Raw genomic sequence first — 12,211 nt, 5'->3', positions numbered from 1 at the left:
TCGTTACCGGTTTCACTTGAAGACCTTGCGGTCGGTGTTGGGGCGCGCGACGCGCGCGGGATTACCGAGCGCGATCACGTTGTCGGGAATGTCGCCGTAGACGACAGACCCCATGCCGATGATCGAATTTGAGCCAATGCGCACGCCTTCCTTCACGAGTGCGCCCATGCCGATGTAGCTTGCCTGGCCAACCGTGCACGCGCCGCCAAGATTGACCATTGAGGAGACGACTGTGTAATCGCCGATTTCGACGTCATGGCCGACGATAGCCATCGTATTGATGCTTGCGTGCGCACCGAGTCGCGCGTCGCTCGAAATCGAGCAGAACGGCGTGATGACGACCCCTGCTCCGAGTCGCGCGCTGTCCGCGACGATGGTGCTCGTGTCCACGACAATGCCCGACTGCGTACCCGCGTCGCGGAGCTTGCGCGCCAGGACTTCGCGGCCCGCCGGCTCGCCGACCGCTATCACGAATTCGGCCGAGTCGAATTGCGCGTGCAAAGATGAATCGTCGAAGCGCAGCACCGGGGCGCCATGCTTCGTGCGCGCTTCGCAGATATCGTCGACGAACGCGATCTCGGACCACTGCCCGGTGGACGCGTTCTGGCGGCGGGCGACGTCCATCACTTCTCTGCCGAAGCCGCCCGCGCCGTAAATGAAGAGTTTGCGTGTCACGTGAATGTTTGCCGTGCGTGGCGCGCAGTCCGCAATGTGTTGGGGGTGCGCGCGATTTTTCCGTGACGAGAGTATCGCCGTGGCGCCGGAAATTCGAACGACTGAAGAAACGCCGAAAAGGGTGCTTATTCGGGTTTTGAGGGAAAGCGAGAGGTCGGCGCGCAGGTCGCGCGGGTTCCTGCTGGGCTTGCAGTCGCGCAACAATTACGACGCTATTGGTGCGCCCGGCTGGGATCGAACCAGCAACCCCTGCCTTCGGAGGGCAGTACTCTATCCATTGAGCTACGGGCGCGTTGACGAGGATCTTGGCTGCGGGGGACGCTGGAGAAGCGTCTGCAAGACCCATGCGAATCCGAGAGAATACCTGTTTTCGATGAATTCGTCCATCGCGCGGCCTGCGCGAGCGCCTTTCGTGGAAGCTCGGAACCCGCGCCGGTTCGGGTAAACGCGCGTGAAACCAAAGCAGGCGGCCCACGCCCTGCGTTAAACGTTCCGTCTATAATCGACCGTGCCCTCATACAGAAGGAGGGCACTCGCGGTAGCGACACGCTGTCACTGAACCGACTCACCTAGAAAAAACGGGAGACGAGACAAGCATGAGCGAAGCACCCCACGGAGCCCCAATAAAAACACCCGGCCAACTCATCGCGGCGGTGATCGCGGGGTTTGGTATACCGGTCGCCATCATCATCCTGCTCGCGGTCTATGTGAATAACTCGACTCGTACCGGCGCCGGCACCGACCTCGAAGCTTCGGTCAAGGAACGTATCGCACCGGCCGCTCAAGTCGATATCCGCGATGCCAACGCGCCACGCGTCTACAAGACCGGCGAACAAGTCTTCAAGGCCGTGTGCTCGGCCTGTCACGCGGCAGGAACCGCAGGCGCGCCCAAGTTCGGCGATGCCAGCGCCTGGGCCCCGCGCATCAGCGAAGGCTACGACACGCTTCTGCATAACGCGCTCAACGGCAAGCGCGCCATGCCCGCGCGCGGCGGCACGAGCCCCGACGACTATAGCGACTTCGAAATCGCTCGCGCAGTCGTCTACATGGCCAACGACGGCGGCGCCAAGTTCCCCGAACCGGCTCAACCCGCTTCTGGCGCAACGGCAGGCGCCGCGGCTCCTGCAGCCGGAGCATCCGGCGCGGCGGCTGGCGCGAGTTCGACGGAGAACGCTCAGGCTGCGGCGGCAGTCGCCGCGCTGGCATCGGTGCCGCAGGCGGCTGCTCCGGCAGCGGGCGCGCAAAGCGCCGATGCATCGCAAGCCGGCAAGGCGCTCTATGAGCAGGTTTGTCAGGCGTGCCACGCGGCCGGCGTGCTCAACGCACCGAAGTTCGGCGACAAGGAAGCATGGGCGCCGCGCTTGAAAGATCCGATGGACACCGTCTACAACTACGCGCTGCACGGCAAGGGCGCGATGCCGGCGAAAGGCGGGTCGAATGCATCCGATGCGGACGTGAAAGCCGCCGTCGATTACATGGTGAATGCTTCGAAGTGAATGGCGGCGGTAAAAGCCCTGCGTGCGTGTGAGCGTCGCGGGGCTTTGCTTTTACAACGCGATATTCGCCGAACGAGGAGTTAGCCGGCTTGTCGTTCGACCGTAGCTACCGGGACCGCGTCTGCAGCTTTATAGAGCAGAAAAATCTCATGCATACGCTCGACGCGCTTCAAGACTGCCAAGCGCGCAGCGCTCATAACCCCTTCTGCAACATCGCCTTCAGCATCGCCATCCGATCCTTCGGCGACAACGGCGCTTCTTCGGCCGTCGGCGGCGGTGCATCGTCGAGCAGCATCTCGGGGATGAAGCGCGATGGCTCGCACACCACCGTTTCCCGCGCCCGCTTGCGCTTCTTGCACCAGTTCAGATGCAGGCTGCGCTGCGCCCGCGTGATCGCCACATACATGAGCCGCCGTTCTTCCTCGATACGCGCGGAATCCACTGGCGCGTCATCGTCCGAACTGCCGCGATGCGGCATGATGCCTTCCTCCACGCCCACCAGAAACACGTGCGGATATTCGAGCCCCTTCGAAGCATGCACCGTCGATAGCCGCACCGCATCCGGATCTTCATCGCGGCCTTCGAGCATGGACATCAGCGCGACGGTTTGAATCAGGCCGAGCAGATTTTTGCCGTCATCCGAAAGACCGTCGGCCGTATCGAACCCGGTTTGTTCCGCTTCCGCCGATGGCTCCGGCTTCGTGCCCTTGCGCTTGAGCCACTCGCAGAATTCGAGCACGTTCTGCCACTTCGATTGCGCCTGCCGTTCGTCGTAGGCATCGTAGAGATACGCTTCGTAGTGGATCGCTTCCATCATGTCGTCGAGCACGGTGCTCGCCGGATCGCGCGCGGCGCGGTCCGACAGCCTGCGAATCCACTCGCAAAACGTGCGCAGCGGTTCCACTTGCCGCGCCGACAAGCGCGCCTCGATACCGCCCATGAACACGGCCTCGAAGAGCGACACCTTCGCCGCGCCGGCGAACGCGCCGAGCGCTTCGAGCGTCGTGTTGCCGACACCGCGGCGCGGCGTCGTGATCGCGCGGATGAACGCGGGATCGTCGTCGGGATTCGCGATCAGCCGCAAATACGCGATGATGTCCTTGATCTCGGCGCGGTCGAAAAACGACTGCCCGCCCGACAGCACATACGGAATGCGCTCACGCCGCAAAACCTGTTCGAAGATGCGCGCCTGAAAGTTGCCGCGATACAGAATGGCGTAGTCGCGAAACGCCGCGCGCCGTTCGAACTTGTGCGCCGACAGCCGGAACACGACGGACTCCGCTTCATGCTCTTCGTCATTGCAACCGGTCACGGTGATGCTGTCGCCCATGCCGTGCTCGGACCAGAGCTTCTTCTCGAACAGTTTGGGATTGTTGGCGATCACATTGTTCGCCGCTGTCAGAATCCGCACCGTCGAGCGATAGTTTTGCTCCAGCTTCACCACATGCAGTTTCGGGAAGTCCTTGCTCAACTGTCCGAGGTTTTCCAGCGTAGCGCCTCGCCAGCCGTAAATGGCCTGATCGTCGTCGCCCACGGCGGTGAAGGCGGCGCGCGGACCAGCCAGCAGCTTCAACAACTCGTACTGACAGGCGTTGGTGTCCTGATACTCGTCGATCAAGAGATATCGCAGACGGTTCTGCCACTTATCGCGAACCTGCTCGTTTTCGGCGAACAGTTGCGCGGGACGCAGGATGAGATCGTCGAAATCCAGCGCCTGATACGCATGCAAGGTCGCCGCGTAGCTCCGATAAACAATCGCCGCCTGATGCTCGTCTTCGTTATTCGCGAGCACGGACGCCTGATCGGGCGAGACCATCGCGTTCTTCCACAGCGAGATGATCGACTGCACCTTGCGGATCAAGCCCTTGTCAGTCGTGCCGAGCTGCTCCTGAACCATGCCGAAGCAATCGTCCGAATCCATGATGGAGAACTGCGGTTTGAGGCCGACATGTTCCGCTTCCTGACGCATGATCTGCACGCCGAGCGAGTGAAACGTGCAGATGGTCAACTGATTCACGGGCACCTTGCGGCCTTCCTTGCCGGGCGTCGTGAGCGTTTTGCCTTCGAGCAGCTTCGCGGTGCGCTCGCGCATTTCGAGCGCGGCCTTGTTGGTGAAGGTGAGGGCGGCAATGTGCCTAGGCTCGAAGCCGCGTCCTTCGATCAGATGCGCGATCTTCTGCGTGATCACGCGCGTCTTGCCGCTGCCCGCACCGGCGAGCACGAGACAGGGACCGTCGAGATAGCGCACGGCTTCGCTTTGCGCGGCGTTCAGACCTGCGGACATCGTTTTGGACTTTGAGTTGAGGCTCGCGGCGGCGCCGGTGCCTGATGGACTGCGCGCATCGCAGCGACGCGCGTGCGACCGCAAAAAATGCGCGAGAGCGCGATGTTAACACGATAGAACGCGACGGGTTTTGGCCCTCGTTCGTTCGGACGATGGGTGGCGCTCGCGATTGCGTCTTGTCGCCAAACGGGACCATCGTCCGTCAATCGGTGGATGATCGTGACGCCGCCGTGAACAACGCATCGAGCGCGCCGCGTCCAACTGACATGCCACAATATCCAGCCGGATTACCGATTCAAAGGACGCCAAGCATGAGTTCAAAACTGAAAGTCGGCGTGATGGGCTATGGTCTGGCGGGCGCGACGTTTCACGCGCCGGTCATCGAACACTGCGGCCGCGCGGAGGTGACGGCCATCGCGACGAGCCAGGCCGAGCGCGCCGAGGCCGATTATCCCGATGCACGGATCGTCGCCGATTTCGATGCGCTCCTCGCCATCGACGCGCTCGATTGCATCGTCATCGCCACGCCTAACGACACGCACTTCGACCTCGCGCATCGCGCGTTGTCGGCGGCCAAGCATGTGGTCGTCGACAAACCCGTGACGCTTTCCTCGCGCGATGCCCGCACGCTCGCCGATCTCGCCGCATCGCGCGGGCTTCTGTTCGCGCCGTTCCACAATCGCCGTTGGGATGGCGATTTCATGACCGTGCGCGCGTTGATCGAAAGCGGGCGGCTTGGACGCATCACGCATTACGAATCGCATTTCGACCGCTTTCGTCCGAAAGTGCCGCAGCGCTGGCGTGAGGAAGCATCGCGCGGCGGCGGCTTGCTGTTCGATCTCGGGCCGCATCTGATCGATCAGGCGCTCACGTTGTTCGGCGCGCCCGCGACGGTGACGGCGTTCGTGAAGGCGCATCGCGACCACGCGCATGCGCCGGATTACGTGCATCTCGTGCTCGGCTATGCGGATAAGGAAGTCGTTCTGCATGCAAGCGCGCTCGCGGCGCTCGATCCGCCGCGTTTCACGATTCACGGCACGCGCGGCAGCTATGTGAAGAGCGGGCTCGATGTGCAGGAAGATCAACTGCGCTCCGGCATGCGGCCGGGGCATTCGGAATTCGGCAAGAACCCGCCGGGCTTGCTGCGCGAAGTCGATGGCGATCACGATCTGCGTCAGGCTTTCGCCACCCGCGACGGAGCGTATGTGGAGTTTTATCGGGCGCTAGCGGGGGCCGTGTTGGACGGCAAACCGTTCCCCGTTAAGCCGCAGGATGCGGTGGATGTGATGGCGATCATCGAGTTGGCTATTCAGAGTGAAAAGGAAGGGCGGCGGGTGGAGTTTGTTCGACATTGACGAGGCGGCTTTTGCGCTCACTCGAACGATTGCGGCAATAATTCCGTGCCTTCCAGCAGGGGCATTTAATTCACATTAAAGAGACATACGCCTGGCGCGATCGAGGCGGTAGTATTTCGAATCGACCGCAAACGAATATCCGGAGTGCGTTCCCTTGAATGTCCCGAAAGCTGTTGCAACAGAATGGCTATGCGATCTGATCGATATGGTGATCACGGCGCAGAGCAACGAATTCCAGGTAAGGCGCATCGAGCGAGAAGCGCTTGCGTTCTTGAGCAAGGGCCGCGAACGTCCTGAGATATGTTGGCTCGTACTCGCATTCACCGCGTTCCTCCGTGGTGATCGCGACGAATGCGTTCGTTGCTCCGAGGCCGCGCAGGCATTGGCGAGGCACGACGTCACCATTCTGACCAATGTGGCGTCGCTAATGTGCGATCTCGGAGAGCCGCGCATGGCGGTGAACTACGCGCGCTTGCTCGCCGATACGCAGCGTAGCGACCCGACAAGCCGGATCAAGGCAGCGCGTGTATTCGTCACGGCGCTGCATGCCGAAAAGGCGGCGGCAATCATGCTTGCTCATGATCTCAATGCAACCGTTGCCGAAGGCGATGCGGAGCTACCGCGCGACATCGAAGCGACGGCACAGATCTTTCTTCGTTGCGGCGTCGATGCCGAGCAACGGCTTGCTTTGTTGGAAACGGCGGTCGAAGCAATCCGCTCGCAGGGCTGCATGATTCGCGGCAGCAGGTTGATGATTTACGACGACACAACGAGATACGAGCTTTATGTCGACGAAACTGCAAGCCAGTGTGGAAACGTCAACTTTGCGATTGCCGAGGCATTGACCACGACCTTCGATAACGCGTACCCAGAGGTGATTACCTTCGTCTGTCGCCCTGTTGGTTCGCTTAGTGCGCTTGCCTCCCGCAGTGCGCTAATGGAGGTGGTGCAATGAGCATCGAGGTTTCCGATCTGCTGCATCTGGCGCAGCAGTTGTCGGCAGGCAATAGCGAATGTGAATGGCGATCCGGCGCGTCGCGAGCTTATTACGCCGCTTATCACAAAACGCTTGCCGTGGCGGACGCCTGCTTGCCGTCAACGCGCGAGGTTGCCGGTCAACATAACGGCTGACAAATCGGCTCATGACCGTAGGGAACAAAGGCCGCGCGCTGGCCTACGTGCTCATCGACCTAAAAAAAGTGCGTACGCACGCGGATTACCATCTCACGGAGCCGTTTAGTCAGCACGACGCCACCGACCTCGTCGCGAACTGTCTGGCGTTCTTGCCGAAAACCGATGCATTTCAGGGGCAAATCAACTCGACCCTGTCAACGACGTTCTGAGGCCGACGCATGGCAAGGCATCGTCGCCAGCCACAACCCGCTCCACCGCACACTCAGCCCCGTCCGAATCCGTTTGACAAGCCTAATTCGGTCGCGTAAATTCGGCCGCACGCGTCGGGAGAGCGCGTGGCTTCTGTCGATTCAAAGATCGCCAAGCGAGCCGCGCCGCCGAAGGGGCACACCCACAAACTCTCAGGCAAAAGGACCGGCCGCGTCGAAGAAATCGCCCTTTCGGGCAATTTTTTCGCACTCTGGAGAGCGGCAGCGGCATCGAACGATGTCAGCAGCCCACCGAAGGGGCGCGCGACGGATTTTTTTGATCCGCGCAATCTCTCAGGTACCGAGGACAGAGGGGTCACGCATCGCAACCGCCAGCCGGTATGCGCTTTGCGCTGCTGAAAGTCAGCGAGCAAAGGCATAGTCGCGGCGAAGGCAGATATCTGCGCGCTGCGTGGCCTTTTTTGTTTCGCGAACCGAGGCCCCGATGACCGCTCTTCAACACACGCCCTTGCATGCCGCCCACCTCGCGCTCAACGCGCGCATGGTCGATTTCGGCGGCTGGGACATGCCCGTCAACTACGGTTCGCAAATCGACGAACATCACGCCGTCCGCACCGACGCGGGCATGTTCGACGTATCGCACATGCGCGTCGTCGATTTCGAAGGCGACGCCGTTCGGCCCTTCTTTCTGCACGCCATCGCCAATAACGTCGACAAGCTGACGACGCCCGGCCGCGCACTGTATTCGTGCCTGCTCAAGACCGACGGCGGCGTCATCGACGATCTGATCGTCTACTACTTCTCCGAAACGAGTTTCCGCGTCGTCGTGAACGCAAGCACGGCGGATAAAGACATCGCGTGGTTCCAGCAACTGAACGCGGAAGGTGGCTTTGATCTGTCGATCCGCCCGCGCGGCGATTTCGGCATCATCGCGGTGCAAGGTCCGAATGCACGCGAAAAGGTCTGGCAAGTGCTGCCGCAGACGCGCGCCGAAACCGAATCGCTCAAACCCTTCAATGCGGCGAAGTTCGCAACCACGCCCTTCGGCGAACTGATGCTCGCGCGCACCGGCTACACGGGCGAGGACGGCTTCGAGATCGTGGTTTCCGCCACGAACGTGGAAGCGCTGTGGAACGCGCTCCGTGAAGCCGGCGTGAAGCCCGCAGGCCTCGGCGCACGCGACACCTTGCGTCTCGAAGCCGGCATGAATCTCTACGGCCAGGACATGGATGAAACCGTGTCGCCGCTCGACGCCGGCCTCGCCTGGACCGTCGACCTGAAAACCCCGCGCGATTTCGTCGGCCGCGCCGCGCTCGAAGCGAACGGCTCGCAGTCGAACTTCGTCGGGCTCGTGCTCATCAAGGAGAACGGGCGTGCGGCTGGCGTGCTGCGCGCGCATCAGAAGGTCGTCACGGCGCACGGCGAAGGCGAGATCACGAGCGGCACGTTTTCGCCGTCGATGCAGGAGTCGATTGCGTTCGCTCGCGTCCCGACGCAAGTGGCGATCGGCGATACGGTGCAAGTGCTCATCCGCGACAAGCAAGTTGCCGCGCGCGTGGTAAAACTTCCGTTCGTGCGCAACGGCAAGACGCTCGTGAGCCTTTGAGGCCCGACAGCGGACGAACGTGGCGCGCGCCATCCGATCACGAACCCCACGAACGAATTACGCAAGGAGCATCCAATGAGCATCCCGGCCGATCTGAAATATACCGAATCGCATGAATGGGTCCGCACCGAATCCGACGGCACGCTGACCATCGGCATTACCGATCACGCGCAAGAAGCGCTGGGCGACATCGTGTTCGTCGAACTGCCCGCGGCGGGCAAGGCAGTCGCGGCGGGCGACGCCATCGCGGTGATCGAATCCGTGAAAGCGGCATCCGATATTTACGCGCCGGTGTCGGGCGAAGTCGTCGCCGCGAACGACGCGTTGACTTCGTCGCCGGATTCGGTGAATGGCGCACCGTACGAAAGCTGGCTCTTCAAGATCAAGCCGGCCGCCGACGCCAGTCTCGACAAGCTGCTCGACGCCGAAGGCTACGGCAAGTCGATCGGCGAATAACTCATCTCAATGACGAAAGCGGTTGCGTTTCCAACCGGCCGCTTTGCAGGAATTCACATGAAGCTCGAACATCCGGATCACCTGATGAACCGCACCTCCCTGTCCCTCGCCGCGCTCGAATGCCATGACGCATTCGCGGCACGGCACATCGGTCCCGACGATGCCGACCAGCGCGCCATGCTCGAAGCGCTCGGGTTCGCATCGCGCGCGGCGTTCATCGACGCGGTGATTCCGGAATCGATCCGCCGTCAGGAAACGCTGCCGCTCGGCACGTTCACGCAGCCGAAAAGCGAAGCGGAAGCGCTCGCGTCGCTGCGCAAGCTGGCGAACGAGAATCTCGTGTTTCGCACGTATATCGGCCAGGGTTATTACGGCACGCACACGCCGGGCGTGATCCTGCGCAACGTGCTGGAAAATCCGGCGTGGTACACGGCTTATACGCCGTATCAGCCCGAGATTTCGCAAGGGCGTTTGGAAGCGCTTCTGAACTATCAGCAGATGGTGATGGATCTCACGGGCCTCGCCATCTCGAACGCGTCGCTGCTCGACGAAGCCACTGCCGCCGCCGAAGCCATGACGCTTCTGCAACGCGTCGGCAAGCCGAAATCGAACCTGTTCTATGTGGCCGACGACGTGCTGCCGCAGACCATCGAAGTGGTGAAGACACGCGCTAAGCCGGCGGGCATCGACGTGCAGGTGGGACCGGCCGCGGATGCCGCGAGCGCGAACGCATTCGGCGTGCTGCTGCAATATCCCGGCGCGAATGGCGACGTTCGCGACTACCGCGCGCTCGCCGAAGCGGTGCATGCGGCGGGCGGTTACGTGATCGCCGCAGCCGACTTGCTGGCGCTCACGCTCATCACGCCGCCAGGCGAATGGGGCGCGGACGTGGCTATCGGCAATACGCAGCGTTTCGGCGTGCCGGTCGGCTTCGGCGGTCCGCACGCGGCGTACATGGCCGTGCGCGACGAATTCAAGCGTCAGATGCCGGGCCGTCTCGTCGGCGTGACTATCGACGCGCAAGGCAATTCCGCGCTGCGTCTCGCGCTGCAAACGCGCGAACAGCATATCCGTCGCGAGAAGGCGACGTCGAATGTCTGCACGGCGCAGGCGCTGCTCGCGATCATGGCGAGCATGTACGCGGTCTATCACGGCCCGCAGGGTCTCAAGACCATTGCGCTGCGCGTGAATCGCGTCGCGTCGGTGTTCGCGGCGGGCGTGCGAAAGCTCGGCTACGCGCTGACCAACGACACGTTCTTCGATACCGTGACCATCGAAAGCGGCGCGAGCACCAACGCGCTGCATCAAGCCGCTTACGCCGCGCATGTGAATCTGCGTCATGTGAGCGCGAATCGCGTCGGTGTGTCGCTCGATGAAACCACGACGCGCGACGATCTCACGAAGCTCTTCGCGCTGTTCGCCGAAGTCGCGGGCAAGAACGAGACGTTCGATATCGACGCGCTCGATGCATCGCTTGCCGATCCATTGCCCGCACCTCTCAAGCGCACGAGCGAATACCTCACGCATCCGGTTTTCAATCGCCATCATTCCGAGCACGAAATGCTGCGCTATCTGCGCAGTCTCGCGGACAAGGACCTCGCGCTCGACCGCACGATGATCCCGCTCGGCTCCTGCACGATGAAGCTCAATGCGACCTCCGAAATGCTGCCGGTGACGTGGCCCGAGTTCGCGCAGATTCATCCATTCGCGCCTGCGGAACAGACGGTCGGCTATCGCACTATGATCGATCAGCTCGAACAGATGCTCGTCGCGTGCACCGGCTATGCGGCGGTGTCGTTGCAGCCGAACGCCGGTTCGCAGGGCGAATACGCCGGCTTGCTCATCATTCACGCGTATCACGAGTCGCGCGGCGAAGGGCATCGCAATGTATGTCTGATTCCGGCGTCCGCGCACGGCACGAATCCGGCTTCGGCGCAGATGGCGGGCATGCAGGTCGTCGTCGTTGCATGCGATACGAACGGCAACGTCGATATCGAAGACCTGAAGGCGAAGGCCGAAAAGCATTCGGCGAATCTCGCGGCGATCATGATCACGTATCCGTCGACGCATGGCGTGTTCGAACGCAACGTCCGCGAAATCTGCGAGATCGTGCACGCGCACGGCGGCCAGGTGTATGTCGATGGCGCGAACATGAATGCGATGGTCGGCCTCACCGCGCCCGGCCAGTTCGGCGGCGATGTCTCGCATCTGAACTTGCACAAGACGTTCTGCATTCCGCACGGCGGCGGCGGACCGGGCGTGGGTCCGGTAGCAGTTGGCGCGCATCTGGCCAAGTTTCTGCCGAATCAGGCTTCGACCGGTTACAAGCGCGATGACGCGGGCATCGGCGCGGTATCGTCGGCGCCTTACGGCTCGGCCGCGATCTTGCCGATCTCGTGGATGTATATCGCGATGATGGGCGCGGAAGGTCTCACCGCCGCGACGGCAAGCGCGATTCTTGCGGCCAACTACGTCGCGAAGCGCCTCGCGCCGCATTATCCGGTGCTGTATAGCGGGCCGGGCGGGCTCGTCGCGCACGAATGCATTCTCGATGTCCGGCCGATCAAGGAATCGAGCGGCATCTCGGTGGAAGACGTGGCCAAGCGTCTGATCGACTACGGCTTCCACGCGCCGACGATGAGCTTTCCGGTGCCCGGCACGCTGATGGTGGAACCGACCGAATCGGAGTCGAAGGAGGAGCTGGATCGCTTCATCGACGCGATGATCGCCATTCGCAACGAGATTCGCGCGGTGGAAGAAGGCAGCGCGGATCGCGAAGACAACGTGCTGAAGAACGCGCCGCACACGGCGGCGGTCGTTACGTCGGATGCGTGGGACCACAAGTACACGCGTGAAGCGGCGGCGTATCCGCTGAAGTCGCTCGTGACGCGCAAGTATTGGTCGCCGGTTGGCCGCGCGGATAACGCGTATGGCGACCGCAATCTGATGTGCTCGTGCGTGCCAATCTCGGAGTACACGGACGAGTAATCGATCAA

Annotated in this window: 10 protein-coding genes, 1 tRNA gene and 2 riboswitches; of the genes, 8 read left to right on the top strand and 3 right to left on the bottom strand. The window is 62.1% G+C overall.

The window, feature by feature from the left end:
* Positions 1-12: 12 nt before the first annotated feature.
* Both NCR40_RS13185 and NCR40_RS13180 read right to left on the bottom strand, forming a co-directional pair.
* Positions 13-675, bottom strand: a complete 663-nt coding sequence (locus tag NCR40_RS13185) for an acetyltransferase (protein WP_250509656.1) — start codon at positions 673-675, stop codon at positions 13-15.
* Positions 676-891: 216 nt separating this feature from the next.
* Positions 892-967, bottom strand: a tRNA-Arg gene (locus NCR40_RS13180).
* A 304-nt stretch (positions 968-1,271) separates the two neighbouring features.
* Here NCR40_RS13180 and NCR40_RS13175 point away from each other — a divergent pair.
* Complete coding sequence (locus NCR40_RS13175) at positions 1,272-2,171, top strand: c-type cytochrome (protein ID WP_250509655.1); 900 nt, start codon at positions 1,272-1,274, stop codon at positions 2,169-2,171.
* 193 nt (positions 2,172-2,364) lie between these two features.
* Here NCR40_RS13175 and NCR40_RS13170 read toward each other — a convergent pair whose 3' ends face one another.
* Positions 2,365-4,455 (bottom strand): UvrD-helicase domain-containing protein, encoded by a 2,091-nt coding sequence (locus tag NCR40_RS13170; protein ID WP_250509654.1) that lies wholly within the window; start codon positions 4,453-4,455, stop codon positions 2,365-2,367.
* A 311-nt stretch (positions 4,456-4,766) separates the two neighbouring features.
* On the opposite strand from NCR40_RS13170, the gene NCR40_RS13165 reads away from it, so the two are divergent.
* The 7 genes from NCR40_RS13165 (at position 4,767) to gcvP (ending at position 12,203) form a co-directional block, all read left to right on the top strand.
* On the top strand, positions 4,767-5,810 hold the full coding sequence (locus tag NCR40_RS13165; RefSeq protein WP_250509653.1) for an oxidoreductase: 1,044 nt from the start codon (positions 4,767-4,769) through the stop codon (positions 5,808-5,810).
* Positions 5,811-5,964: 154 nt separating this feature from the next.
* Positions 5,965-6,765, top strand: a complete 801-nt coding sequence (locus tag NCR40_RS13160) for a hypothetical protein (RefSeq protein WP_250509652.1) — start codon at positions 5,965-5,967, stop codon at positions 6,763-6,765.
* The gene (locus NCR40_RS13155; RefSeq protein WP_250509651.1) at positions 6,762-6,941 is read left to right on the top strand and encodes a hypothetical protein; all 180 of its coding nucleotides are present in this window, start codon (positions 6,762-6,764) and stop codon (positions 6,939-6,941) included. The genes NCR40_RS13160 and NCR40_RS13155 overlap by 4 nt, the downstream gene beginning before the upstream one ends.
* 11 nt (positions 6,942-6,952) lie before the next feature.
* Positions 6,953-7,153, top strand: a complete 201-nt coding sequence (locus NCR40_RS13150; protein ID WP_250509650.1) for a hypothetical protein — start codon at positions 6,953-6,955, stop codon at positions 7,151-7,153.
* Positions 7,154-7,258: 105 nt separating this feature from the next.
* A riboswitch (glycine riboswitch) is annotated at positions 7,259-7,372 on the top strand.
* 22 nt (positions 7,373-7,394) lie between these two features.
* A riboswitch (glycine riboswitch) is annotated at positions 7,395-7,513 on the top strand.
* Between the two features lie 124 nt (positions 7,514-7,637).
* Positions 7,638-8,759, top strand: a complete 1,122-nt coding sequence (gene gcvT / locus NCR40_RS13145) for a glycine cleavage system aminomethyltransferase GcvT (RefSeq protein WP_250509649.1) — start codon at positions 7,638-7,640, stop codon at positions 8,757-8,759.
* Positions 8,760-8,834: 75 nt separating this feature from the next.
* Positions 8,835-9,215 (top strand): glycine cleavage system protein GcvH, encoded by a 381-nt coding sequence (gene gcvH, locus NCR40_RS13140; protein ID WP_250466057.1) that lies wholly within the window; start codon positions 8,835-8,837, stop codon positions 9,213-9,215.
* Positions 9,216-9,272: 57 nt separating this feature from the next.
* On the top strand, positions 9,273-12,203 hold the full coding sequence (gene gcvP, locus NCR40_RS13135; protein WP_250509648.1) for an aminomethyl-transferring glycine dehydrogenase: 2,931 nt from the start codon (positions 9,273-9,275) through the stop codon (positions 12,201-12,203).
* Positions 12,204-12,211 lie beyond the last annotated feature (8 nt).

This window comes from Caballeronia sp. GACF4 (genome assembly GCF_023631025.1).
In the GTDB taxonomy this organism is placed as follows: Bacteria; Pseudomonadota; Gammaproteobacteria; order Burkholderiales; family Burkholderiaceae; genus Caballeronia.
The sequence above is the reverse complement of the archived record's forward strand: the minus strand, read 5'-3'. Positions and strand labels throughout refer to the sequence as shown.

Bases quoted from the DNA above. Each gene is read 5' to 3' on its own strand.
- NCR40_RS13175 (WP_250509655.1), top strand. From the start codon at position 1,272: ATGAGCGAAGCACCCCACGGAGCCCCAATAAAAACACCCGGCCAACTC.
- NCR40_RS13170 (WP_250509654.1), bottom strand. From the start codon at position 4,455: ATGTCCGCAGGTCTGAACGCCGCGCAAAGCGAAGCCGTGCGCTATCTC.
- NCR40_RS13165 (WP_250509653.1), top strand. From the start codon at position 4,767: ATGAGTTCAAAACTGAAAGTCGGCGTGATGGGCTATGGTCTGGCGGGC.
- NCR40_RS13155 (WP_250509651.1), top strand. From the start codon at position 6,762: ATGAGCATCGAGGTTTCCGATCTGCTGCATCTGGCGCAGCAGTTGTCG.
- NCR40_RS13150 (WP_250509650.1), top strand. From the start codon at position 6,953: ATGACCGTAGGGAACAAAGGCCGCGCGCTGGCCTACGTGCTCATCGAC.
- gcvT (WP_250509649.1), top strand. From the start codon at position 7,638: ATGACCGCTCTTCAACACACGCCCTTGCATGCCGCCCACCTCGCGCTC.
- gcvH (WP_250466057.1), top strand. From the start codon at position 8,835: ATGAGCATCCCGGCCGATCTGAAATATACCGAATCGCATGAATGGGTC.
- gcvP (WP_250509648.1), top strand. From the start codon at position 9,273: ATGAAGCTCGAACATCCGGATCACCTGATGAACCGCACCTCCCTGTCC.